Raw genomic sequence first — 23,043 nt, 5'->3', positions numbered from 1 at the left:
GGCGCAACGCTATGCTGAGAACTCGCGCAAAATACCATCTGGGGCAGATCGTCCGCCACAAAAAGCACCCCTTCCGAGGCGTTGTGTTTGACGTGGATCCGGAATTTTCCAACACGGATGAATGGTACGAAGCCATCCCGGAGGACAGCCGCCCCAAGAAGGCGCAGCCGTTCTATCACCTGTTGGCGGAGAATGACCAAAGCTACTATGTGGCTTATGTGTCAGAGCAGAACCTGGTGGCGGATTATTCCGGGCAACCTGTTGATCACCCGGACATTCCCGACCTTTTCGGCCCGTTCGAAGACGGCACCTATCCGCTGCATTTCCAACTGAACTGAGCTGTGGTGCGCCCGGAGGGCACACCATTCGTAGGGTGCGCATTCACTGCGCACCGCGCGTCAATAGCCCAAGGCACATCCATCCTTGCGCGGATCGCTTGCCCCTTCGAGGACACCGTCGTCGCGGATGTGGATCGCCTGCGCCCCGCCGATGGCCGTGTCGGGCACGGTGACGTCGTGGCCCATGTCGCTCAGTTCCGCGCGCACCGCATCTGAGTACCCCCTTTCGACCTTCATTGATCCGGCGTCCGAGAAGGCGCGCGGCGCGTCGATGGCCGTTTGCGGGTCCATGCCGAAATCGACGATGTTCGACACGAATCGCGCGTGCCCGTTGGGCTGATAGGCCCCGCCCATCACGCCAAAGGGCATGAACGGCTTGCCATCCCGCGCCAGCATGCCGGGAATGATCGTGTGCATCGGGCGTTTGCCGCCCTTGAGCTCGTTTGGGTGCCCGTCTTCGAGGGTGAAGCCCGCGCCGCGGTTCTGGAACAGGATGCCGTATTTCTCGGAGGCAATGCCGGACCCGAACCCGTGAAAGATCGAGTAGATCAGCGACACGGCCATGCCGTCGCGGTCGACCACGGTGATATAGATCGTGTCCTTGTGCACCTGTTCGCTGAGCGCGGCAGGCCCGGCCATCGCCTTCCTCGGGTCGATCAGCGCGGCCAGCCGTTTGGCCGTGTCCGGCGCCATCATGTGATCCAGCCGGGTGGTGTGGTCGGCATCGGCGATGAACCGGTTGCGCGCGTCATAGGCGAGCTTGGCGGCCTCGGCCTCGATATGGGCGCGCTGGCTGCCCAGCGGGTCCATGGCGGCGATGTCGAATTCGGCCAGGATGTTCAGCATCAGGTTGGCCGTCGCCCCCTGGCTGTTGGGCGGATGCTCTACCAGGTCGATCCCCTTGTAGGGGCCACTGATCGGGGTGGTGTCGGTGCAGGCGGTGGTGGCGAAGTCGTCGGCACTGTGGACGCCGCCTGCTGCGGTCAGGGCGGCCAGCATGTCGTCGGCGATCTCGCCGGTATAGAAGGCGTCGCGCCCGGATTTGGCAACGCGGCGCAGCACCTCGGCCTGGCCGGGTGCGGCAAAGATCTGGCCGCTGGTCGGGACCTCGCCGTTTATCAGGAAATGGGCGCGGCCCGCGCCTTGCAGCGCGTGCACGTCATTGCCCCAGTCGAAGGCCACGCGCGCGGCGACCGGCACGCCGGTTTCGGCGTAGTGGATTGCGGGCGCGAGGAGCCTGTCGATGCCCAGCCGTCCGACCCTGTCGGCCAACGTGCAAAAGGCGTCGATTGCGCCGGGCACGGTGACGGCATGGGCGCTGTGCACGGGGACGACGTCGTGGCCGTCGCGGCGCAGGTCCGCGGCGTCCAGCGCGGCGGGCGCGCGGCCCGAGCCGTTGAGCGCGTTGATCTTGCCGTCCGCGTCGGACCACAGCACGAAGCAATCGCCGCCGATGCCGGTCATCTGTGGTTCGCAAATGCCCAGGAGGACCGCGCCTGCGATGGCTGCGTCCATGGCGTTGCCGCCGGATTTCAGGATTTCGATTGCCGTCTGGGCCGCGAGGGGGTGCGAGGTGGCGCACATGCCGGAGGTCGACAGAACGGGCGAGCGGCCGGGCAGATGGAAATCACGCATGGGAGGTCCCTTTAGGCATTACTGGTCCGGTGCAAGGTAACCGGGTCACGCCGGTTGTCCACTCGGGATGTGCGAAAGGGAAGATCCTCGGTGCCGCGCACTGGGTGGGGGCAAAAACACGCGGCACCGAGGGAAGCTATATGCAGCTACAGGGTCATGTATGCCGGTGGATCAAGGCGGGAATGTGGTCGGGGCGGGGCGGTTTGTGGATATTTGACGTTTGGTCAAGAACCGCCGGAGCGCAGGGCCCGGCGGAGTCGTGACTGGATGTGAGTGCGCCGTCAGGCCATGGCCACGGCAAGGCGGAGGGACAGGTGATTTTCCGGCTCTACCCGGTGGTATGTCACGTCCTTGGCCAGATCCTTGATCAGGAACCAGCCGAAACCACCCTCGGGCATGTCGCAGAGATCGACGTTGAGATTGGCGGCAGCGCCAAGCGGCGTGCGCCCGTCGGGCATGCCGCGCCCCTGATCGACCACGCGCAGGCGCAGGCCATCGGCCCCGTGTTCGCAAGTGATGTCGATGGGCCCGGCGGGATCGCCCTCGGGGTAGGCATGTTCGACGATGTTATTCAGCGCCTCGGCCATGACCAGTTCGACGGTGCCCGATTCCTCGACATCCAGTGACAGTGGGCTGAGCCCGTCGAGGAGTTTCTTGAGGGCCTCCCGGACCGCCATTTCGCTGCTTTGCACCGAAACCTGGAATGCGGGAAGTTGCGAGACGAGAGACATGGCACAGACCTTCATCAGGGACGACAAATCAGTGTTTCAATTCTTTGAGGGCGCCATCGAGCGTCGGAAAGACGCTGAACACGCTGTCCATACGGGTCAGGCGGAATACCTTGTCCACCGTCGGCGTCAGGCCGGCGAGCGCGAGGGTGCGCGACTGGCCCATATGCTTCATCGCGGCGACAATCGCGCCTAGACCGCTGGAATCGATGAACTGCACCTCGCTGAGGTCCAGCACCACGGTTTCGCTGCCGCCATCGGTGGACTGCCGCATGGCGTCCTTGAATTCGATGGCCACGGCCGCATCAATTCTGCTGTCGTGCACTGACACGACCTGCAGGTTGTCTTCTGATCTGGTGCGAAGATCCATATGCGCCCTCTTGCAATTCTGTGGTTACATTGTGTCTTTATGCCCCAATCCTTACCAATCAGTTGCTGCCACCCCGCAAAGGAGAAAATTGAAATGAAACCTGTTGTCATCACCGGCGCCGCGCGCACACCCATGGGGGGTTTCCAGGGCGCGCTGTCTGACATGACCGCCGCCGATCTGGGGGGCATTGCCATCAAGGGTGCCATGGACGCGGCAGGGCTGAGCACCGTGGACGAGGTTTTGATGGGCTGTGTGCTGCCCGCAGGGCAGGGGCAGGCGCCCGCGCGGCAGGCCGGGTTTGCCGCTGGTCTGGGCGAAGACGTGCCCGCCACCACGCTGAACAAGATGTGCGGATCGGGGATGAAGGCGGCGATGATCGCCTTTGACCAGATCGCGCTGGGCCACACGGACACGATGATTGCGGGCGGGATGGAGAGCATGACGAACGCGCCCTACATGCTGCCCAAGATGCGCGGCGGTGCGCGGCTGGGCCACGGTGCGGTGGTCGACCACATGTTTCTGGACGGGTTGGAGGACGCCTATGACAAGGGACGGTTGATGGGCACCTTTGCCGAGGATTGTGCCGAGACCTACCAGTTCACGCGCGACATTCAGGACGAATATGCGCTGGCCTCGCTGGCGCGGGCGCAGGAGGCGATCGGGACCGGCGCGTTCGAGGGCGAGGTGTGCGCGGTCACCGTCACCTCGCGGCGCGGCGACACGGTGGTCGACACGGACGAACAGCCCGGCACCGCCCGCCCGGACAAGATCCCGCACCTCAAGCCCGCCTTTCGCGAGGGTGGCACGGTGACGGCGGCGAATGCGTCGTCGATTTCGGACGGGGCAGCGGCGCTGGCGCTGGCGTCTGAGGACGCGGCCGAGGCGCAGGGCCTGGCCATCCGCGCACGCATTCTGGGCCATGCCAGCCACGCGCAGGCGCCGGGCCTGTTCACCACGGCCCCGGTGCCTGCGGCGCAAAAGCTGCTGGAGCGGATCGGCTGGCGCAAGGAGGACGTGGACCTGTGGGAGGTGAACGAGGCCTTTGCCGTGGTGCCGCTGGCCTTCATGCGGGAGATGGGGCTGAGCCATGACATCGTGAACGTCAATGGAGGCGCCTGCGCGCTGGGCCATCCGATTGGTGCCTCGGGCGCGCGGATCATGGTGACGCTGCTGAATGCGCTGGAGCGCCGGAACCTCAAACGGGGTGTGGCGGCGATCTGCATCGGCGGGGGCGAGGGCACGGCCATCGCCATCGAGCGCGTCTGAACGACATCAACGCACAGGAGGACCGCGCGTGCCCGATTACGATATGCTGGCCAAGACGCTGCACAGCCTGACGGGGGGTGAAGATGACATCATCGCCCTGATGGCCACCACCGCCTGCGAGGTGCACCACAGTGACAGCCGATTCGACTGGACGGGGTTTTACCGGGTGACCGCGCCGGAGATGCTCAAGATCGGGCCCTATCAGGGCGGTCACGGCTGTTTGCAGATCCCGTTTTCGCGCGGGGTCTGCGGCGCGGCGGCGCGCACCGGCCAAGCGCAGCTGGTGCCCGATGTGGAGGCGTTCGACGGCCATATCGCCTGCGCCTCGAGTACGCGGTCCGAGCTGGTCCTGCCGGTGCGCAACAAGGCGGGCGAGATCATCGCGGTGTTCGACATCGACAGCGATCAGCCGGATGCCTTTACCGACGGCGATGCGGCCCATCTGGCGCGCATTCTGGACGGTATCTTTGGCACGCGGTGAAATTCTGACTTGATTTTTCATCGCGGGTGACCTTACGTGAAATTCCAGAAGGGATTTTCACGAGCCATGATGCACAGCGATCTGACTACTGCTCACAGTCTGGGGGCTGACCTGCGGGCCCTGCGCAAGGCGCGCGGGCTGACATTGCAGGATATGGCCGATGCGCTGGGCCGGTCCGTGGGCTGGGTCAGTCAGGTCGAGCGGGACCTGTCGGATCCGTCGATCACCGATCTGCGCCACATCGCGGCACAGCTGGATATCGCGGTGTCGACCCTGTTCCGGCGCGGCACGGCCCCTGCGGACGAAGAGGGCTATGTCGTGCGCAGCGGCGCGCGCCGTCCCATCGGGTCCCGCACCGCGGGCTTGGTCGAAGAGCTGTTGTCACCGGACCTGACCGATGATTTCGAGATGGTGCATTCGACCTTTCAGCCGCACAGCCGGATCGACACGCCGGTGTCGCGGCCCACGCAGGAGGTCGGGTACCTGATCTCGGGCAAGCTGGACCTCGAGATATCGGGGCAGCTGTTCACCATCCATCCCGGCGACAGTTTCCGCGTGCGCGGAGAGCCGTTCCGCTGGATCAACCCCTATGATGTGCCCGCTGTCGCCATCTGGGTCATCGCGCCGCCGGTCTATTGAAATGAGCGTCGAGGGGTGGATCATTTTCGCGGTGTTCTGGGCGGTGTTCGTCACCACCCCCGGCCCCAACGCCGTCAATTGTATCACCAATGGCATGACGCTGGGCTTTCGCCGGTCGGTGCCGGGGATCCTTGCGATCCTGACACAGGCGAGCCTGTTCCTGCTGCTGTCCGCGGCGGGGATTACCGCGCTGATCGCGGCCTCGCCCACGGCGTTTTTCGTGGCCAAGCTGATCGGGGCGGGGTTCTTGATCTATCTCGGCGTGCGCGGCTGGTTGATGGCGCGCACGCCGCCACGTGTCGCGGCCCAGACGGGCCGGTCCGTGTACCTGCGTGCGCTGGCGATTGCGACGATCAACCCCAAGAGCGTGGCCGGGTACCTTGCCGCGTTTTCGCAATTCGTGCAGCCGGATGTGCCGATCTGGGATCAGATGTGGGTGATTGTGCCCACCGCGCTGACCATCACCGCGGCCAGCTATGCCGGGTTCACCGCGCTGGGTGCGGGCATCGGGCGGGCGGCGCTAGGCGCGGTGTTCAACGTGTGGGTGCGTCGGGTGATGGCGGTGTGTTTCGTGATCTATGGCGTGCTGCTGGGCGCGGCCAGCACACCGGGGAGAACGTAGGATGCAAGGCAGTTGTCTGTGTGGCGGCGTGACTTACCGGTTGACCGGGCCGCTGCGGGATTCGGTGGCGTGCCACTGCGTGCAGTGTCGCAAGACCAGCGGGCATTACGTATCTGCAACGCAGGTGGGTCCGGGCCAGCTGGAGATCACGCGCGATGAAACGCTGACCTATTACACCTCGTCGCCGGGTGCGCGGCGCGGGTTCTGCAACCGCTGCGGTGCGTCGCTGTTCTGGAGCCACGAGGCGGACAATGGGGCGGTGTCGGTGATGTCCGGTACGCTGGATGGGCCCACGGGGATTGCCACGGCCAAGCATATCTTTACCGCCTTCAAGGGCGACTATTATGACATCGCGGACGACGTGCCGCAGTATCCGGACTGACCGATCGTGCGGTGCGTTGGATCATATATCGAACAAGAATGTGTCGGGCAGGTCATGGCCGTAGAGGCTGTCATTGCCCGCGTCGCCATGGAGCCGATCCCCGCCCGCACCGCCCGCAAGCACATCGTCGCCATCGCCGCCAAAGATCGTATCGCGGCCTGTGCCGCCGATGATGGTGTCGTTGCCGCCGCCGCCATAAATCACGTCATTCCCGGCCCCGGCAAAGATCAGGTCGTCGCCCGCGCTGCCATAGATCGTGTCGTCGCCGTCGCCGCCGTGGATCGTGTCGCCCGCGTGCTGTCCGGGCACCAGCGCAAAGACATCCGCGTCCCAGTCGCCAAAGATCAGGTCGTTGCCGTCCATGCCCGACAGGCTGTCGGCACCGGCGCCGCCATAGATACTGTCGGCGCCGGCAGTGCCGGTCACGGTGTCCTCACCCGCGCCGGCCTGCACGGTTTGACCGGCACGGGTGAGCGTGATCAAGTCGTTCCCGCTGTTGTCGGCGGGCGCGTCGTTGCCCGGATCCGGGATCGGCAGGGTGTTGTAGGCGTTGCCATCCGTCAGCGTTCCGGCGATGCCGAGATCCAGCGCCCATTGCCGGAAATCCGCCCACTGGTCCGGCGTCAGGCTGTGTTCGAGGGCAAGAAAGTCGTAGTCGGTGCCGAACGCATTTATCGCTCTGATCCAGGCGGGGTCGTCGCCGGGCGGGTTGTCGAGGTACTGCGCCTCCATCAACAGCCCGTCGGTCGCGGCCACGTAGGCGGCAAAGAGGGCTGCGGCGCTCGCGTTTGCGTCAAGCGCGGCATGGGCGGCGATATCCACGCCGCCATTTGTCACGATCTGCGCGTCCGGCACGGCGGCGGTAATGTCCAGCACGGTCTGCATCATGCTGCGCGCCTGCGCGGCCAGGTCGGCGATCGTGACAGGGTCGAGCCCGTATGGCAGCGGCTGCGCCTCGAACCGGTGGGTCGCATAGCGCCCGACGTCATCAAGGAACAGCCCGTCATAGCCAAGTGCGACGAGCGCGGCGGCCTCGGCCTCGAGCCGTTGGACCCACGCGGGGTCCGTCCAGTCGACGATGTAGCCAAAATTCGAGGCGACGCCCAATGCGCCCGACAGCCAGGCGGGCGTGCCAGCGACGCCGGTGCGGGCGCCGAAATCGCCGCCGCGGTCGGGACCGTCATTCACGACCAGCGTGCCGTTCGGGTCGAAATTGGGCAAAAAGCCCGGATCAACCCAGTCATCATTCCAGTAGCTGCGCCCATGATCCGTGACCGCCACGTTGAGATAGGCCATGACAGTGCGCCCCTCGGCGCGCAGCTGGGCGATCTGGTCGGCGGTGATGAAGTTGCCCGGCGACTGGATGATGTCGCCATCCGCATCAAGGCCAAGCACACCGCTTTCGATGATGATCGTGTCGTAGGTGCTGGCCATCAGCGCCTCGAAGGACACATCCGCCAGGACGATGGCATAGTTGTCGATGCGGCTCATGTGTCGATCCTCGCGTGGTTCCTCAATTCCAACACACCAAAACTGACGCGCCCATGTGACAGGGCGCAACGGCAAAGACCCTTTCAAGGAGACACCCATGTCTGATTTTCCCACAACGGCCCGCGTGGTCATCATCGGTGGCGGCGCGGTCGGCACGTCGACGCTGTATCATCTGGCCAAGGCGGGCTGGAAAGACTGCGTGCTGCTGGAAAAGAACGAGCTGACCGCGGGGTCCACGTGGCATGCGGCGGGCAACTGCCCGAACTTTTCAGGGTCCTGGGCCGTGATGAACATGCAGCGCTATGGGCTGGAGATGTACCGGACGCTGGCTCAGGATGTCGATTACCCGATGAACTATCACGTAACCGGCTCTTTGCGGTTGGCGCATTCCAAAGAGCGGATGCAGGAGTTCGAGCGGGTTGCCGGCATGGGCCGCTATCAGGGACTCGAGATGACGATCATGTCGCCGTCGGAGATGCAGGACTATCACCCTTTCATGGAAACGCACGACCTGGCAGGCGGCATGTGGGATCCGCTGGACGGGGATATCGACCCCGCGCAGCTGACCCAGGCGATGGCCAAGGGTGCGCGCGATCTGGGGGGACGGATCGAGCGGTTCTGCCCTGTCATCGGTATTGATCGCGACGGCGACGAGTGGATCGTTAAGACGGAAAAGGGTGACATCCGCTGTGAATACGTGGCGAACTGTGCGGGATATTACGCGCAGCGCGTGGGCGAGATGTTCAAACCCTTTGGCGGGCGCACCGTGCCGATGGTGGTGATGTCGCACCAGTATTTCCTGACTGACGAAATCGCAGACGTGGCCGCATGGACCAAGGAAAATGGGCGCAAGCTGCCCATTATCCGCGACGTCGACATCAGCTATTACCTGCGGCAGGACAAGAACGGCCTGAACCTCGGCCCCTACGAGCGGAACTGCAAGGCGCATTGGATCACCCCCGAAGATCCGATGCCCGAGGACTTTTCCTTCCAGCTTTACCCGGATGATCTGGAACGGCTGGAGTTCTATATCGAGGACGCGATGGAGCGTGTGCCGGCCCTTGGCACCGCCGGGGTGGGGCGTAACATCAACGGCCCCATCCCCTATGCGCCTGACGGCATTCCGCTGCTTGGGCCGATGCCGGGGGTGAAGAACGCGTTTGAGGGCCATTGTTTCACCTTTGGCATCGCGCAGGGCGGTGGCGCGGGCAAGGTGCTGTCGGAATGGATCATGCACGGCGAGACCGAGTGGGACATGTGGGCGACCGATCCGCGCCGCTATACTGGCTACGCCGATCACGACTATTCCCTCGCCAAGGCGCTGGAAACCTATGGCCACGAATACGCGATGCATTTCCCGCATCACGAATGGCCTGCGGGCCGCAACAAGAAACTGTCCCCCATCGATGACCGCATCCGTGCGGCAGGCGGCCAGATGGGCGCCTATAACGGCTGGGAGCGGGCCAACTGGTTTGCCAAGGACGGTGACGACACGTCCGAGGAATCGACCCACACGTGGGATCGCAACGGCCCATGGGCGCCGCGCGTGAAGGAAGAGGTCGAGGCCGTGCGTGATGGCGTTGGCGTTCTGGATCTGCCCGGGTTCTCCCGGTTCAACCTTGAAGGTGAAGGGGCCGCTGAATGGCTGCGGGGCCGCATTGCCGGTGCGCTGCCCAAGGCGGGCCGCATGACGCTGGGCTATTTCCCCGACAGCCGGGGCCGTATCCTGACCGAAATGTCGTTGATCCGGCACAGCGAGGATCACTTTACCCTCATCACGGCGGCATTGGCGCAGTGGCACGATTTCGAAGTGCTGAGCAAGGATCTGCCCGAAGGGCTGAGCTTGACCGACCACACGGAGGAATTCTCCACCCTGATCGTGAGCGGACCCAAATCGCGGGCGCTGTTCGAGGGGCTGGGGGTCGAGGCGGATCTGAGCCTCGGCTGGCTGACCCATCAGGACGCGGTTGTCGCGGGCAAGGCGTGTCGGATGCTGCGCGTGTCCTTTGCAGGCGAGCTGGGCTGGGAAGTGCATGCGCCGATGGCGGACATTCCGGCGATCTATGACGCCATCGTGGCCGCCGGTGCGACGCCTTTTGGGATGTATGCGCTGAACTCCATGCGTCTCGAAAAAGGGTACCGCGCGTGGAAGGGCGATTTGTCGACCGACTACACACTGTTCGAAGGTGGGCTGGATCGGTTCATCAAGCTGGACAAGCCGCAGGATTTCCCCGGCAAGGCTGCGTTGATGAACGAAAAGCAGCAGGGGCCCAAGAAACGCTTTGTCACGCTGCTGGTGGACGCGGGCGATCAGGATGCGCCCTATATGTCCACGATCTGGAGCGGGGACACGGTGGTGGGCGAGACGACGTCGGGCGACTGGGGGTACCGTGTGAACGCGTCCATCGCGCTGGGCGTGGTGCGCACCGACCTGTCGGAGCCGGGTTCGGAGCTGGAAGTCGAAATGTACGGCAAACGCTACAAGGCTGTCGTGCAACCGGACCAGCCCTTGTGGGACCCGGCCAATGAAAGGCTGCGTGCGTGAGCGAGATCACCCTTCTGGATGGCGGGATGGGTCAGGAGCTGGTGCACCGCGCCGGTGACAAGCCCACGCCGCTCTGGTCGACGCAGATCATGCTGGATCATCCCGGTCTGGTCACGCAGGTCCATGCGGATTTCTTTGCCGCCGGGGCCACGATTGCCACGACCAACAGCTATGCGATCCACCATGACCGTCTGGCGGGCACCCCGGTCGAGGGTGCGTTTACCGCGCTGCATCAAAGCGCGCTCTATGAGGCGCGCGCGGCGCGGCGGACGCATGGATCGGGGCGCATTGCGGGGGCCGTGGGCCCGCTGGTGGCAAGCTATCGGCCTGACCTGCACCCGACCTCGGACATCGCCGTGCCGCTCTTTGCCGAAGTTGCGACGTTGCTGGCACCTGGCTGTGACCTGCTGATCTGCGAGACGGTGTCGTCGGTGGATCACGCCCGCGACATCCTTGCCGCGACGGTGCCCACGGGCCTGCCCGTGTGGCTGGCCCTGACGGTGGACGACACAGACGGATCGCGCCTGCGGTCGGGCGAGCCGGTATCGGAGGCCGTGCCCGTCGCACAAGAGGGCGGTGCCGCGGCGATCCTGATCAACTGTTCCACGCCCGAAGCGATCCCTGCCGCCTTGGCCGGGTTGGCGGGCACGGAGCTGCCCATGGGTGCCTATGCCAACGGGTTCGAACAGATCAGTGACGGGTTTCTGGATGACAAGCCCACCGTCGACGCGCTGACCCTGCGCCACGATTTCACGCCCGCGCTTTATGCGGATCACGTCATGTCCTGGGTTGCCTCCGGGGCCACCATTGTCGGTGGCTGTTGCGAGGTCGGACCCGCCCATATTGCCGAAATTGCCAACCGTCTGCGCGACGCTGGCCACACCATCGTCTGAGGACCCATTATGCCTGACCTTCCCTCCTCTGCCCGCGTCGTCATCATCGGCGGCGGTGTCATCGGGTGTTCCGTTGCCTATCACCTGACCAAACTGGGTTGGAAAGACGTCGTGCTGCTGGAACGCAAGCAGCTGACATCCGGCACCACGTGGCATGCTGCCGGTTTGATCGCACAGCTGCGCGCGACGGCGAACATGACCAAGCTGGCGCGCTATTCCCAAGAGCTTTACGGCGGTCTCGAAGCGGAAACCGGTGTGGCGACCGGGTTCAAGCGCGTGGGCTCGATCACCGCCGCGTTGACCGGTGAACGGCTCGAAGAGCTGCGCCGCCAGGCAGGCATGGCCCGCGCCTTTGGCGTCGAGGTCGAGGAGATCTCGCCGTCGGAGGTGAAGGCTCGATACGAGCACCTAAATATCGAGGACGTGACCGGGGGCGTGTACCTGCCGCTCGACGGTCAGGGCGATCCGGCCAATATCGCGCTGGCGCTGGCCAAGGGCGCGCGGCAACGCGGGGCACGTGTGCAGGAACGGGTCGCGGTGACCAATATCGTCCGCGAGGGCCGCCGCGTCACTGGTGTGGATTGGAAAGGCGAAGATGGCAGTGACGGGCACATCGCCTGCGACATGATCGTGAATTGTGCGGGCATGTGGGGCCATGAGGTCGGCAAGATGGCGGGCGTGAACGTGCCGCTACAGGCCTGCGAACACTTTTACATCGTGACGGAGGCGATCAAGGATCTGCAACAGCTGCCTGTCCTGCGGATCCCGGACGAATGCGCCTATTACAAGGAAGATGCGGGAAAGATCCTGCTCGGCGCTTTTGAGCCCCACGCCAAACCTTGGGCCATTGACGGCATTCCGCGCGACTTTGAGTTCGACCAGCTGCCCGAGGATTTCGACCATTTTGAGCCGATCCTCGAGGCGGCGGTGAACCGGATGCCGATGCTGGCCGAGGCGGGCATTCACACGTTCTTTAACGGGCCGGAGAGCTTTACGCCCGACGACGCCTATCACCTTGGCCTTGCGCCCGAGATGGACAATGTTTGGGTCGCTTGCGGGTTCAACTCCATCGGGATCCAGTCGGCGGGTGGCGCGGGAATGGCGCTGGCGCAGTGGATGGAGGACGGCGCCAAGCCGTTCGATCTGGGCGATGTGGACATCAGCCGCATGCAGCCTTTCATGGGCAACAAGAGCTATCTCGCGGATCGGTCGACCGAGACGCTGGGCCTGCTTTATGCCGACCACTTCCCGTTCCGCCAGAAGGCGACGGCGCGGGGTGTGCGGCGCACGCCGTTTCATGCCCACCTGATGCAGCACGGCGCGGTGATGGGTGAGCTGGCGGGCTGGGAACGCGCCAACTGGTTCGCGCGGGACGGGCAGACGCCAGAATATGAATACAGCTGGGCGCGGCAGAATTTCTTTGACAACGTGGCCGAGGAACACCGCGCGATCCGCGAGAATGTGGGCATGTATGACATGTCGTCCTTTGGCAAAATCCGGGTTGAGGGGCGCGATGCCGAGGCGTTCATGAACTATGTCGGCGGCGGCAACTATTCGGTGCCGAATGGAAAGATCGTCTATACCCAGTTCCTGAACAACCGCGGCGGGATCGAGGCGGATGTGACCGTCACGCGCCTGACCGAAACCGCTTATCTGGTGGTGACACCGGCGGCGACACGGCTGGCGGACCAGACGTGGATGCAGCGCCATGTGGGTGATTTCAACGTGGTTATCACGGACGTCACCGCAGGCGAGGGTGTGCTGGCCGTCATGGGGCCCAAGTCGCGCGACCTGTTGAACGCGGTCAGCCCGGCGGACCTGTCCAACGACGTGAACCCGTTTGGCACCGCACAGGAGATCGAGATCGGCATGGGCCTCGCCCGGATCCACCGCGTCACATATGTGGGCGAGCTGGGCTGGGAGGTCTATGTCAGCGCGGACCAATGTGCGCACGTGTTCGAGACGCTGCATGCGGCGGGCGAAGGCATGGGGATGAAACTGTGCGGGATGCACATGATGGACACCTGCCGGATCGAAAAGGGGTTCCGCCACTTTGGTCACGACATCACCTGCGAAGACCACGTGATGGAAGCGGGGCTTGGCTTTGCCGTCAAGAAGGACAAGCCGTCCTTCATCGGGCGCGACGCGGTGCTGCGCAAGCAGGACGAGGGCCTGTCGAACCGGATGCTGCAATTCAAGCTGACCGATGCCGAGCCGCTCTTGTATCACAACGAGCCGATTGTGCGGGATGGCGAGATCGTGGGCTATCTCAGTTCAGGCGCGTATGGTCACCATCTGGGTGCCGCGATGGGCCTTGGCTATGTTCCATGCAAGGGCGAAACGGCGGCGGATGTTCTGGCGTCCACCTACGAGATCGACGTGGCGGGTACGCGGGTGCGGGCCGAGGCATCTCTCAAACCGATGTACGACCCCAAATCGGAGCGCGTGAAGGCGTGACGCGGCCCTGACAGGGTGCTAGGGAGGACCGGAAAGGACCTCCCTCATGTCGCAGCCATCCGGTGATACCCCGCAAGGGCTTGGCTTTGCACTGTCGGCCTATTTCCTGTGGGGATTCCTGCCGCTGTATATGAAGATGCTCAGCCATATCGGCCCGGCCGAAGTAGTTGCGCATCGCATCATCTGGTCGGTGCCGATTGCAGCCGTTTTGTTGATCGCGTTGCGCCGGACGGGGGATTTGATGGCGGCGCTGCGCAATCCGCGGATGCTGGCCATGGGCTGTGTCACCGCGGCGCTGATCACGGTGAACTGGGGCATTTACGTCTGGGCGATCACCAGCGGGCACACGCTGGACGCGGCGCTGGGGTATTACATCAACCCGCTGTTTTCCGTGGCGCTGGGTGCGCTGCTGTTGCGCGAACGGCTGACCCGCGCGCAGTTGGTGGCGATTGGGCTGGCGGCCTGTGCGGTGGCGGTGCTGACGATTTCAGCGGGAGTCGTGCCGTGGGCCGCGTTGGGGTTGACCGTGTCCTGGGGGTTCTATGCGCTTGCCAAGAAACAGCTGCCCATCGGGCCGAACCAGGGCTTTCTGCTTGAGGTGCTGATCCTGCTGATCCCGGCGCTGGCCTACGTGACGTGGCTGAGCGTGAGCGGGCAGGGGACGTTCATGGTGGGCGACGCGGCCACGAATTGGTTGTTGCTGGGGTGCGGCGCGGTCACGGCGATCCCGCTGATCCTCTATGCCAACGGCGCCAAGGGGCTGCGGCTGACCACCATCGCAATCCTGCAATACATCGCGCCGACGATGATTTTTCTGTGCGCTGTCGTGGTGTTCAAAGAGCCGTTCGGGCAGGCGCGGATGATCGCGTTCCCGATGATCTGGGCGGCACTGGTGATCTATTCAGTGTCGATGCTGCGCGAGATGCGCCGAGCCTAGGACCCTTCGAACCAATCGCGTGCGAGGGTCGTCCAGCCGCGTGGCATGCCGTGGCCGCCGTCATGTTCGCAGAACCGGATCGCACCGCTTTCGCAGCTGTCGTTCCATGTCCGGCAGCGGAACCGGTCGCCGATGGCGATGGTGTCGGGATGGGTGCGGCACTGATTGGCGCTGCGGGCCAGCGACAGGCTGTCCCAGAGGCTGCCCTGATGCCAGTCGCGGATGGCGCGCCCCTCGAACGGGACCTGATTGTCGGCAAATCCGTGGATTTGCAGGAACCGCACCGGTGCGCTGGGGCAATCGGTTGTGTCATTGGGTTCCCGCAGCGCGCCCGAGATCGAGGCAAAGCCGGCAAAATGTTCCGCCTCCTTGCAGGCCATCAGCCATGCCATGGACCCGCCGGCGGAAAAGCCTGCGACATAGATGCGGTCGGGATCGATATTGGCCTTGGTTTGCGCGTCCTTGATCACATCAAGGACAAAGCCCACATCATCGCGCCCCGGCCCGTCGCGCCCTGCCCAACGGCGGGTTTGCCGCCCTTCGATGGCGGTGCCGTTGGGTGCGATGACCACGTACCCAGCATCGGCGAAATCCGATTTAATCCCGCCGCGAAAAATCATCTGACCCGTCGCGTTGTGCCCATGAAAAAACACGAGCGCGGGGGCTGGGTCATCCGACACTGGCGCGATCATGTGATAGCTGCCCCCGTCGATCTCACAGGCGGTGTCGGGCCCGCACTGGGCCATGGCAAAGGTCGGAAGGGCGAGCAGCAGGGCGACAATGTATTTCATGCCGCCCACCGAACACGACAGCACGGCGCAGGCAATCCTTGCGCCATCGGTCTCTCTGAAACGTGATGGGGCTTGCCTTTGGTCAGCGCATTTGAGAGGCGGACCCATGGACAGCATCTATGACCCGCCCAATGATCCGCTTGACGTGCTGCACGACGATGCAGAGATGCTGGCCGTATCCAAGCCGTCGGGCCTGTTGTCTGTGCCGGGCAAGGGCGCGCACCTGTCCGATTGTCTGATGGCGCGGGTGCAAGCGGTGTGGCCGCAGGCGTTGCTGGTGCACCGTCTGGACCGGGACACAAGCGGCGTGATCGTCTTTGGCCTGACGCCCCATGCGCAACGGTTCCTGTCGAAACAGTTCGAATTGCGTGCGGCGAAAAAGACCTATGTCGCGCGGGTCTGGGGGCGGCTGACGCCCAAGACCGGGCGCGTGGATCTGCCGTTGATCGTGGATTGGCCGAACCGGCCAAAGCAGCATGTGGACCACGAGAATGGCAAACCGGCAGTGACCGACTGGCGGGTGCTGCGCGATACGGACACCGAGACGCGCGTGCGATTGATGCCGCAAACGGGGCGGAGCCATCAGTTGCGGGTGCACATGCAGGCCCTGGGCCATCCGATCCTGGGCGATCCGTTTTATGCCGACGGGGCGGCGCGCGATTTCGAGCGTCTGATGCTGCATTCCGAAGAGCTGAAGATCAAGCACCCGGATTCGGGCCGTATGATGCGGTTCCGCGCGCCTGTGCCGTTTTGAATTGCGCAGTTTGGCGGGGTTAGACTCCGCCCTACGGGCATCCGAGTGGAGGGGGTGGAGGGGGGCCAGCCCCCCGGCTGCGCCTCCCCCCGGAGTTTATTTGGCAAGATGACAGGGATCAGGGCCTATTCGGCGGCCCAGCCCGAGACGGCTTTGACTTCGAGGAAGTCCTCGATGCCCCAGATGCCACCCTCGCGCCCGTTGCCGGATTGTTTCATGCCGCCAAATGGCGAGCCTGCAGCGCGGGAGGTGCCGTTCATTTCGACCATGCCGGAGCGGAGCGCCTGTGCCATGCGGTTCAGGCGCGCGCCGTCTTGCGTCTGGACATAGTTGGTCAGGCCGTAGGGCGTGTCGTTGGCGATTGCGACGGCGTCCTCTTCGGTGTCGAAAGGAATGATCGACAGGACGGGGCCAAAGATCTCCTCGCGGGCGATGGTCATGTCGTTGGTGACGTCCGCAAAGACGGTGGGACGGACGTAGAAGCCCTTGTTGAAGCCTTCGGGGCGGCCTGTGCCACCGGCGACGAGCCTGGCGCCTTCGTCGATGCCTTTCTGGATCAGGTCCTGGATCTTGGTCCATTGGACCTCGTTCACGACCGGACCGATATGGCGGCCTTCGTCGCTGGCGGGGCCGACGGTGACTTTGCCCGCGACGGCGGCGGCCTCTTCGACGGCGGCGTCGTATTTGCTGCGTTGGACCAACATGCGGCTGGGGGCATTACAGGATTGGCCGGTGTTGTTCATCATGTGCAGCACGCCGCGTTTGACGGCCTTGTCGTCGGCATCGTCAAAGATGACATTCGCCCCTTTGCCGCCCAGTTCGAGGTGCACGCGTTTGAGCGTATCGGCGGCGTTTTTGGAGATCAGGCGGCCTGCACGGGACGAGCCGGTAAAGCTGACCATGTCGACGTCCGGGTGGCCGGACAGCACGGTGCCGACGCCAGGGCCGTCGCCGTTGACCAGGTTGAAGACGCCTGGGGGGAAGCCCGCCTCGTGCATCATCTCGGCAAAGATCATCGCGTTGAGGGGGGATTCTTCGCTGGGTTTCAGGATCATGGTGCAGCCCGCGATCGCCGCCGCGCCGACCTTGAGCGTGACCTGGTTCATGGGCCAGTTCCACGGGGTGATCAGGGCCGCGACGCCCACCGCCTCGTAGATGATCCGGTCATTCGGGGCGCGGTCGCTGAGGGGGCGGTTGAACTCGAACGCCTTGGCCGCGCGGATGAAGTTTTTCAGGTGCCATGTGCCAGCGCCGACCTGCTGGCTGCGCGACATGTCGAGGGGCGCGCCCATCTCGGCGGACATGGCCTGCGCCAGGTCTTCGCCGCGTTTCTCATAGACCTCAATCAGCTTTTCGACCAATGCGATGCGGTCCTCCACCGGCGTGGCCATCCACGCGGGGAACGCCGCCTTGGCTGCGGCGATGGCTGCCTCGGCGTCTTGCGTGCCGCCAAGCGAGATGACGGCGGTCGGTTCTTCGGTCGAGGGGTCGATCACGTGGTGATCGGTGCCGTTCATCGGGGCGACCCACTGGCCGCCAATGTAGAAATCGCGTTTTTCGAGCATGGGTTTCTCCCTGAGATTTGGGTGGACTGTGGCACCGGGCGGGGCTGGCGACAAGACGGGGGATGAAAAGATGGTCAGGATCGCTTAGGTTGCAGTCTGACGACATTATCCCGACGGAGGACACCATGGGTTTGCGCATTAACGACACGATCCCCGATTTGACGGTCGAAACGGACCACGGCACGATTTCCCTGCATGACTGGATTGGCGACAGCTGGGCGATTTTGTTTTCGCACCCCAAGGATTTCACGCCCGTCTGCACGACCGAGTTTGGCGCCGTGGCGCAGCTGGCCGATGAATGGGAAAAGCGCGGCACCAAGGTGATCGGCGTGTCCGTCGACGGGGTCGAGGACCACAAGAAGTGGAAGGGCGACATCGAGAAGGTCGCAGGCACCAAGGCCGGGTTCCCGATCATTGCCGATGCCGGGCTGGAAGTGTCGAAGGCCTTCGACATGCTGCCGGCGGAGGCGTACCTGCCCGATGGGCGCACGCCTGCGGACAGTGCCACGGTGCGGTCCGTGTTTATCATCGGCCCCGACAAGCAGCTGAAGCTGTCGATGACCTATCCGATGACTGTGGGCCGCAACTTTGCCGAGGTCGTGCGGGCGCTGGACGGGTTGCAGATGTCGGCCAAGGGTGTGGCGACGCCCGCGAACTGGGTGCCGGGCGAGGACGTGATCATCCCACCCACCGTGTCCAATGAGGACGCCAAGGCCAAGTTCGGTGAGTTCGAAACGGTCCTGCCCTATCTGCGCAAGACCAAGGCACCGAGCTAAGCGGTATCGTTTTTTGGCGGCGCGGTCCCTAAGGCTGCGCCGCCGATCAGGTGCGGCGCGCGCGCCTGCACCGTGGCGGTGGCTTCGGCGCACAGTTCGGTGCCCAGATCGCCGTCGATGCCGTGCAGGAAATCCATCATGATCGCGTGGGTGTCGGCGCTGGCCCAGAGCGGGCTTTTCTTGAGAAACGGATAGGCCTTGTCGCGGATCAGGTGGTGCGGCAGCGCATAGCTGACGCCTTGGCGGGCGATGGCGGTCAGGATCAACGGGATCAGGACGGCGCGGTCGCGCCCTTGCGTGCTGGCCAGCGTGTCGAGCTTGACCTGCCGCATGGTGCTGTCCTCGTGCAGGATCAGCTTGGTCGCGAGGTCGGCGAGGCGGTCGTCGGACATGGCCGCGAGGTCGGCGTCCAGTGTCGCGATGTCGTGAGTGGCCGCGTGGCTGTGGCCGCTGCGCAGCACCCAGCGGGTGAACCCGGTTTCGCCGCGGCGCACGGTTTTCGATTTGTCACCAGTGAGACGGTAGGCCTTCCAGAAGGCGAAAAAGCCTGGATCACGCAGCACCGCAGGGCCCACGGACAGCGCAAAGGAGCCGTAGTGGAAGTTGCGGTTGCCGGTGCCAAAGCGCCAGCGGATCGTGCGAAAGTCATGCGGGCGGACCCGGTCGATGCCCCAGTGATAGCTGGCGGCGACAAAGTCGGGGCCTGCGGTTTCCGCCTGTCGGAGCCAACCGTCGGTGCCGGGCATCGGGAACCAGGACGAATCGTTCAGGAACGCCAGCCGTTTGAGCGCAGGAAGGCTGTCGCCCAGATGCAGGATCCCGTCGCGGTAGCCGCCGAAATCATAGCCCACATTTGGCCGTTCGAGGATGCGCCAGCATAGCGGCAGCAACTGGGCCTTGTCGGCGTCACCCAGCGGCAGGTTGGACACGACCAGCGGGGCATAGCCATTGTCGGTCATCCATCGCAGGGCGCGCAGGTGGCTGGGCTGCACGCCCATGCCGGGAAAGATCAGGTAGAGTGCGACGCGCTCTGTCTGCGCGACCTGCCCGTCGGTTGTGACGATCTGGCGGGCGGTGACGCGGTCGTAGTGGCGGCGTTCGGTCTGGTACCGCCAGAGGTTGCCGGGTGCGGCCACGATCTGGCGACCGAAACGGGACAGCTCGCGCCCCAGCTTGTTCAGGATCGATCCCGCCATGTTCAGGCCCCTTTCTGTTCCGGCAGCGGGGCATAGCCCGCCCCGCCATCCGCCCGCGCGCTGAGCACGCCGCGCAGAAAGGCAAGCTGCTTGGCCCGTTTGCGTTTCGATGCCCATGCCAGCGGTGAGGCCAATTGCCCCAGCGCCGACCACAGCGCGGTGCGCATCGGTGCGGGGCGGCCATGTTTCGCGGTGGCATAGACGCGGCTGCGCCCCATGTGCCAGGCCTTGAAGGCGGCGGTGGCCGGGGTGCGGACGTTGCTGTGCCCTTCGGCGTGGTGCACGGTGGCGGCGTGGACATACCGCAATGGCCCCAAGGCGGACAGGCGCAGGGCGAGGTCGTCATCCTCGTGATAGAGAAAGATCTTTGGATCGAACCCGCCCACTGCGTCAAAGCGGGCGCGCGGAACAAACACCGCCGATCCGTTCAACAGCGGCACGTCGGTATCGGCTTCGGGGGGCGGGCCGGACCACCAAGCGGCGCGCGGCAAAAGGTTGGAGCGACGCCGAAACGCGGGCCGCCCGCGGCGGTCGCGCACATTGGGCACAAAGGCGGCGGCGTCGGGGCATGTTTCGGACGCGGCCAGCAGGGCGTTCAGGCATCCCTCCGCCAATTGCGCATCGGGGTTCAGGAACAGAAGATAGGCACTGTCGCCGATGGCAGCGCCGACGTTGCAGGCCGCGCCAAAGCCGCGATTGACGGGGTTTGTCACCACCTGCGCCCCGTGCCTGTCCGCCAGCGCGCGCAAGGTATCTGCGTCGGCGCTGGCATTGTCCACGATCACGATCTGCACGCCGTCCGGGACAGAGGCCAGCATGTCACCGATCACGCCGGTGCTGTTATAGGCAACGGTCACGATCTGGATATCGCTGAGTGTGGGCATGGCGGGCCTTGGGCAATGGTCAGGGTCTGAAACCACAGACGGCGTGCAGAAACAAGAAGGCCCCGGCGTTTCCACCGGGGCCTTGATGCGTTGAGCGGTGCCGGGATTACTCCGCGGCGGGCTCTTCTTTCTTCACTTCTTCGCCGGTTTCCTGATCGACGACTTTCATCGACAGGCGGACCTTGCCACGATCGTCAAAGCCCAGGAGCTTGACCTTGACCTCTTGGCCTTCCTTCAGGACGTCCGAAGGATGGTTCAGGCGGCGGTTTTCGATCTGGGATACGTGCACCAGACCGTCACGCTTGCCAAAGAAGTTCACGAACGCACCAAAGTCGACGATCTTGACGACTGTACCGGTGTAAATCGCGCCCTCTTCGGGTTCGGCCACGATCGAGTGGATCATGTCATAGGCTTTCTTGATAGAATCGCCGTTGGGCGATGCGATCTTGATGATGCCGTCGTCGTTGATGTCGACCTTGGCGCCCGACACTTCAACGATTTCACGGATCACTTTACCGCCCGAACCGATGACCTCACGGATTTTGTCCGTGGGCACCTGCATGGTCTCAATCCGCGGTGCGTGCACGCTGAATTCCTGCGCGCCTGTGATGGCTTTGCCCATCTCGCCCAGGATGTGCATCCGGCCTGCTTTCGCCTGCTCCAGGGCTTTTTCCATGATCTCGGGCGTGATGCCTGCGATCTTGATGTCCATTTGCAGCGAGGTGATGCCGTTTTCGGTGCCTGCCACTTTGAAGTCCATGTCGCCCAGGTGGTCTTCGTCACCCAAGATGTCGGACAGGATGGCATAGCTGCCGTCCTCTTCGAGGATCAGACCCATGGCCACACCTGCCACGGCCGATTTCAGCGGAACGCCCGCATCCATCATCGACAGCGAGCCGCCGCAGACCGACGCCATCGAGGACGAGCCGTTGGATTCAGTGATTTCAGACACCAGACGCACGGTGTAGGGGAAGTCGGTCGAGGCAGGCAGCACGGCTTGCAGCGCGCGCCATGCCAGTTTGCCGTGACCGATTTCGCGGCGGCCGGGAGGGCCCACGCGACCCGCTTCACCCACCGAATAGGGGGGGAAGTTGTAGTGCAGCAGGAAGTTGGATTTGAAGTTGCCGTGCAGGGCGTCGATGAATTGCTCGTCATCGCCGGTGCCCAGCGTTGTCACCACGAGACCTTGGGTCTCGCCGCGTGTGAACAGGGCCGAGCCGTGCGTCCGGGGCAAAAGGCCTGTCTGGCACACGATGTCGCGGATTTCGTCGGTTTTACGACCGTCGATTCGCGTCCCGGTTTTGACGACGTCACCGCGCAGGATGGATGCTTCGAGTTTTTTCAGCGCGGAGCCGAGGTTGCTGTCTTCCTGCTGCTCTTCGGTCAGCGCGTCGACAATTGCGGTGCGGGCGGCGGAAACCGCGCTCGTGCGCTCTTGCTTGTCGCTGATGGCGAAGGCGGCACGCATCTGCGTCTCGCCTGCAGCTTTGACCGCTTCGTAGAGCTCCGAATAGTCGGGGGCCTGGAAGTCAAAGGGCTCTTTCGCCGCTTCTTCGGCCAGCGAAATGATCAGGTCGATGACCGGCTGGATCTGCTCGTGGGCAAAGTTCACCGCGCCCAGCATTTCGGCCTCGGACAGCTCGTATGCTTCGGATTCGACCATCATCACGGCGTCTTTGGTGCCGGCGACAACCAGATCAAGGCGCTGCTCGGGGTTCAGGCGCAGGTCCTGCATGTCGTCGACGGTCGGGTTCAGGATGTATTCGCCATCCTCGTAACCGACGCGTGCACCGGCGATGGGGCCCATGAACGGCGCGCCCGAGATGGTCAGGGCAGCCGAGGCCGCAATCATGGCGACGATGTCGGGGTCGTTGACCAGATCGTGAGACAGGACGGTACACATCACCAGCACTTCGTGCTTGAAGCCGGAGACGAACAGGGGCCGGATCGGACGGTCGATCAGGCGGGCGGTCAGGGTTTCTTTCTCGGTGGGGCGGGCCTCACGCTTGAAGAAACCGCCGGGGATCTTGCCCGCGGCGTAGTATTTTTCCTGGTAGTGGACGGTCAGGGGAAAGAAGTCCTGACCCGGTTTTGGCGACTTGGCGAACGTCACGTTCGCCATAACGCTGGTTTCGCCCAGCGTGGCAATCACGGAGCCGTCTGCTTGACGGGCAACCTTGCCGGTTTCCAGCGAGAGCGTTTCTTCGCCCCACTGCATCGATTTTTTCACTTCGTTGAACATCTAGGTTTCCTAAGTTGGCCAGTTGGCCATTTGCGTAGGGGGCGTATTCCC

Annotated in this window: 21 protein-coding genes; 12 read left to right on the top strand and 9 right to left on the bottom strand. The window is 64.1% G+C overall.

Features of this window, described 5'->3' with window-relative positions; translation table 11 throughout:
- Positions 1 to 11 precede the first annotated feature (11 nt).
- Positions 12 to 338, top strand: a complete 327-nt coding sequence (gene hspQ / locus Q0949_RS10680; RefSeq protein ID WP_299371500.1) for a heat shock protein HspQ — start codon at positions 12 to 14, stop codon at positions 336 to 338.
- Between the two features lie 60 nt (positions 339 to 398).
- On the opposite strand, the gene Q0949_RS10675 is transcribed toward hspQ, so the two are convergent.
- From Q0949_RS10675 to Q0949_RS10665, 3 genes are all read right to left on the bottom strand, one after another.
- Positions 399 to 1,973 (bottom strand): gamma-glutamyltransferase family protein, encoded by a 1,575-nt coding sequence (locus Q0949_RS10675; RefSeq protein ID WP_299371497.1) that lies wholly within the window; start codon positions 1,971 to 1,973, stop codon positions 399 to 401.
- Positions 1,974 to 2,254: 281 nt separating this feature from the next.
- On the bottom strand, positions 2,255 to 2,704 hold the full coding sequence (locus Q0949_RS10670) for an ATP-binding protein (RefSeq protein ID WP_299371494.1): 450 nt from the start codon (positions 2,702 to 2,704) through the stop codon (positions 2,255 to 2,257).
- Between the two features lie 28 nt (positions 2,705 to 2,732).
- Positions 2,733 to 3,071, bottom strand: a complete 339-nt coding sequence (locus Q0949_RS10665) for an STAS domain-containing protein (RefSeq protein ID WP_299371491.1) — start codon at positions 3,069 to 3,071, stop codon at positions 2,733 to 2,735.
- Positions 3,072 to 3,164: 93 nt separating this feature from the next.
- On the opposite strand from Q0949_RS10665, the gene Q0949_RS10660 reads away from it, so the two are divergent.
- From Q0949_RS10660 to Q0949_RS10640, 5 genes are all read left to right on the top strand, one after another.
- Positions 3,165 to 4,337 carry an acetyl-CoA C-acyltransferase gene (locus Q0949_RS10660; RefSeq protein WP_299371488.1) on the top strand — a complete coding sequence of 391 codons (1,173 nt, stop codon included), beginning with the start codon at positions 3,165 to 3,167 and terminating at the stop codon, positions 4,335 to 4,337.
- 43 nt (positions 4,338 to 4,380) lie between these two features.
- Positions 4,381 to 4,818 carry a GAF domain-containing protein gene (locus Q0949_RS10655; RefSeq protein WP_299371812.1) on the top strand — a complete coding sequence of 146 codons (438 nt, stop codon included), beginning with the start codon at positions 4,381 to 4,383 and terminating at the stop codon, positions 4,816 to 4,818.
- Between the two features lie 69 nt (positions 4,819 to 4,887).
- Positions 4,888 to 5,457, top strand: coding sequence for a helix-turn-helix domain-containing protein (locus Q0949_RS10650; protein ID WP_299371810.1), 570 nt, complete (start codon positions 4,888 to 4,890; stop codon positions 5,455 to 5,457).
- 1 nt (position 5,458) lies between these two features.
- Positions 5,459 to 6,079, top strand: coding sequence for a LysE family transporter (locus Q0949_RS10645; protein WP_299371485.1), 621 nt, complete (start codon positions 5,459 to 5,461; stop codon positions 6,077 to 6,079).
- A 1-nt stretch (position 6,080) separates the two neighbouring features.
- Positions 6,081 to 6,461: a GFA family protein gene (locus tag Q0949_RS10640; RefSeq protein WP_299371482.1), complete on the top strand. Its 381-nt coding sequence runs from the start codon at positions 6,081 to 6,083 to the stop codon at positions 6,459 to 6,461.
- Between the two features lie 21 nt (positions 6,462 to 6,482).
- Here the strand turns inward: Q0949_RS10640 and Q0949_RS10635 are convergent, their stop codons facing one another.
- Positions 6,483 to 7,952: a hypothetical protein gene (locus Q0949_RS10635; RefSeq protein ID WP_299371479.1), complete on the bottom strand. Its 1,470-nt coding sequence runs from the start codon at positions 7,950 to 7,952 to the stop codon at positions 6,483 to 6,485.
- A gap of 97 nt (positions 7,953 to 8,049) precedes the next feature.
- Between Q0949_RS10635 and Q0949_RS10630 the strand changes: the two genes are divergently transcribed.
- Genes Q0949_RS10630 through rarD form a run of 4 tightly spaced genes read left to right on the top strand, consistent with a single transcriptional unit; the run spans position 8,050 to position 14,784 of the window.
- Positions 8,050 to 10,497 carry an FAD-dependent oxidoreductase gene (locus tag Q0949_RS10630; protein ID WP_299371476.1) on the top strand — a complete coding sequence of 816 codons (2,448 nt, stop codon included), beginning with the start codon at positions 8,050 to 8,052 and terminating at the stop codon, positions 10,495 to 10,497.
- Positions 10,494 to 11,390 carry a homocysteine S-methyltransferase family protein gene (locus Q0949_RS10625; RefSeq protein ID WP_299371473.1) on the top strand — a complete coding sequence of 299 codons (897 nt, stop codon included), beginning with the start codon at positions 10,494 to 10,496 and terminating at the stop codon, positions 11,388 to 11,390. Before Q0949_RS10630 ends, Q0949_RS10625 begins: the two co-directional genes overlap by 4 nt.
- 9 nt (positions 11,391 to 11,399) lie before the next feature.
- Positions 11,400 to 13,847 carry an FAD-dependent oxidoreductase gene (locus Q0949_RS10620; RefSeq protein WP_299371470.1) on the top strand — a complete coding sequence of 816 codons (2,448 nt, stop codon included), beginning with the start codon at positions 11,400 to 11,402 and terminating at the stop codon, positions 13,845 to 13,847.
- 46 nt (positions 13,848 to 13,893) lie between these two features.
- The gene (gene rarD / locus Q0949_RS10615; protein ID WP_299371467.1) at positions 13,894 to 14,784 is read left to right on the top strand and encodes an EamA family transporter RarD; all 891 of its coding nucleotides are present in this window, start codon (positions 13,894 to 13,896) and stop codon (positions 14,782 to 14,784) included.
- On the opposite strand, the gene Q0949_RS10610 is transcribed toward rarD, so the two are convergent.
- Positions 14,781 to 15,575 carry an alpha/beta fold hydrolase gene (locus Q0949_RS10610; protein WP_299371464.1) on the bottom strand — a complete coding sequence of 265 codons (795 nt, stop codon included), beginning with the start codon at positions 15,573 to 15,575 and terminating at the stop codon, positions 14,781 to 14,783. The two genes, rarD and Q0949_RS10610, sit on opposite strands and share 4 nt — an antisense overlap.
- A 106-nt stretch (positions 15,576 to 15,681) precedes the next feature.
- Here Q0949_RS10610 and Q0949_RS10605 point away from each other — a divergent pair, with 106 nt between their 5' ends.
- Positions 15,682 to 16,329: an RluA family pseudouridine synthase gene (locus Q0949_RS10605; protein ID WP_299371461.1), complete on the top strand. Its 648-nt coding sequence runs from the start codon at positions 15,682 to 15,684 to the stop codon at positions 16,327 to 16,329.
- A gap of 125 nt (positions 16,330 to 16,454) precedes the next feature.
- On the opposite strand, the gene Q0949_RS10600 is transcribed toward Q0949_RS10605, so the two are convergent.
- On the bottom strand, positions 16,455 to 17,894 hold the full coding sequence (locus Q0949_RS10600) for an aldehyde dehydrogenase family protein (RefSeq protein ID WP_299371458.1): 1,440 nt from the start codon (positions 17,892 to 17,894) through the stop codon (positions 16,455 to 16,457).
- Positions 17,895 to 18,019: 125 nt separating this feature from the next.
- Between Q0949_RS10600 and Q0949_RS10595 the strand changes: the two genes are divergently transcribed.
- Positions 18,020 to 18,670 carry a peroxiredoxin gene (locus tag Q0949_RS10595; RefSeq protein ID WP_299371455.1) on the top strand — a complete coding sequence of 217 codons (651 nt, stop codon included), beginning with the start codon at positions 18,020 to 18,022 and terminating at the stop codon, positions 18,668 to 18,670.
- On the opposite strand, the gene Q0949_RS10590 is transcribed toward Q0949_RS10595, so the two are convergent.
- The 3 genes from Q0949_RS10590 to pnp form a co-directional block, all read right to left on the bottom strand.
- Positions 18,667 to 19,866, bottom strand: coding sequence for a rhamnan synthesis F family protein (locus Q0949_RS10590; RefSeq protein ID WP_299371452.1), 1,200 nt, complete (start codon positions 19,864 to 19,866; stop codon positions 18,667 to 18,669). The genes Q0949_RS10595 and Q0949_RS10590 overlap by 4 nt on opposite strands.
- Positions 19,867 to 19,868: 2 nt before the next feature.
- On the bottom strand, positions 19,869 to 20,750 hold the full coding sequence (locus tag Q0949_RS10585) for a glycosyltransferase family 2 protein (protein WP_299371449.1): 882 nt from the start codon (positions 20,748 to 20,750) through the stop codon (positions 19,869 to 19,871).
- A gap of 106 nt (positions 20,751 to 20,856) precedes the next feature.
- Positions 20,857 to 22,992, bottom strand: coding sequence for a polyribonucleotide nucleotidyltransferase (gene pnp, locus Q0949_RS10580; RefSeq protein ID WP_299371446.1), 2,136 nt, complete (start codon positions 22,990 to 22,992; stop codon positions 20,857 to 20,859).
- Positions 22,993 to 23,043: the final 51 nt, after the last annotated feature.

Origin of the sequence: uncultured Tateyamaria sp., assembly GCF_947487805.1 — a bacterium.
In the GTDB taxonomy this organism is placed as follows: Bacteria; Pseudomonadota; Alphaproteobacteria; order Rhodobacterales; family Rhodobacteraceae; genus Tateyamaria.
The sequence above is the reverse complement of the archived record's forward strand: the minus strand, read 5'-3'. Positions and strand labels throughout refer to the sequence as shown.

Bases quoted from the DNA above. Each gene is read 5' to 3' on its own strand.
- hspQ (WP_299371500.1), top strand. From the start codon at position 12: ATGCTGAGAACTCGCGCAAAATACCATCTGGGGCAGATCGTCCGCCAC.
- Q0949_RS10675 (WP_299371497.1), bottom strand. From the start codon at position 1,973: ATGCGTGATTTCCATCTGCCCGGCCGCTCGCCCGTTCTGTCGACCTCC.
- Q0949_RS10670 (WP_299371494.1), bottom strand. From the start codon at position 2,704: ATGTCTCTCGTCTCGCAACTTCCCGCATTCCAGGTTTCGGTGCAAAGC.
- Q0949_RS10665 (WP_299371491.1), bottom strand. From the start codon at position 3,071: ATGGATCTTCGCACCAGATCAGAAGACAACCTGCAGGTCGTGTCAGTG.
- Q0949_RS10660 (WP_299371488.1), top strand. From the start codon at position 3,165: ATGAAACCTGTTGTCATCACCGGCGCCGCGCGCACACCCATGGGGGGT.
- Q0949_RS10655 (WP_299371812.1), top strand. From the start codon at position 4,381: ATGCTGGCCAAGACGCTGCACAGCCTGACGGGGGGTGAAGATGACATC.
- Q0949_RS10650 (WP_299371810.1), top strand. From the start codon at position 4,888: ATGCACAGCGATCTGACTACTGCTCACAGTCTGGGGGCTGACCTGCGG.
- Q0949_RS10645 (WP_299371485.1), top strand. From the start codon at position 5,459: ATGAGCGTCGAGGGGTGGATCATTTTCGCGGTGTTCTGGGCGGTGTTC.
- Q0949_RS10640 (WP_299371482.1), top strand. From the start codon at position 6,081: ATGCAAGGCAGTTGTCTGTGTGGCGGCGTGACTTACCGGTTGACCGGG.
- Q0949_RS10635 (WP_299371479.1), bottom strand. From the start codon at position 7,952: ATGAGCCGCATCGACAACTATGCCATCGTCCTGGCGGATGTGTCCTTC.
- Q0949_RS10630 (WP_299371476.1), top strand. From the start codon at position 8,050: ATGTCTGATTTTCCCACAACGGCCCGCGTGGTCATCATCGGTGGCGGC.
- Q0949_RS10620 (WP_299371470.1), top strand. From the start codon at position 11,400: ATGCCTGACCTTCCCTCCTCTGCCCGCGTCGTCATCATCGGCGGCGGT.
- rarD (WP_299371467.1), top strand. From the start codon at position 13,894: ATGTCGCAGCCATCCGGTGATACCCCGCAAGGGCTTGGCTTTGCACTG.
- Q0949_RS10610 (WP_299371464.1), bottom strand. From the start codon at position 15,575: ATGAAATACATTGTCGCCCTGCTGCTCGCCCTTCCGACCTTTGCCATG.
- Q0949_RS10605 (WP_299371461.1), top strand. From the start codon at position 15,682: ATGGACAGCATCTATGACCCGCCCAATGATCCGCTTGACGTGCTGCAC.
- Q0949_RS10600 (WP_299371458.1), bottom strand. From the start codon at position 17,894: ATGCTCGAAAAACGCGATTTCTACATTGGCGGCCAGTGGGTCGCCCCG.
- Q0949_RS10595 (WP_299371455.1), top strand. From the start codon at position 18,020: ATGGGTTTGCGCATTAACGACACGATCCCCGATTTGACGGTCGAAACG.
- Q0949_RS10590 (WP_299371452.1), bottom strand. From the start codon at position 19,866: ATGGCGGGATCGATCCTGAACAAGCTGGGGCGCGAGCTGTCCCGTTTC.
- Q0949_RS10585 (WP_299371449.1), bottom strand. From the start codon at position 20,750: ATGCCCACACTCAGCGATATCCAGATCGTGACCGTTGCCTATAACAGC.
- pnp (WP_299371446.1), bottom strand. From the start codon at position 22,992: ATGTTCAACGAAGTGAAAAAATCGATGCAGTGGGGCGAAGAAACGCTC.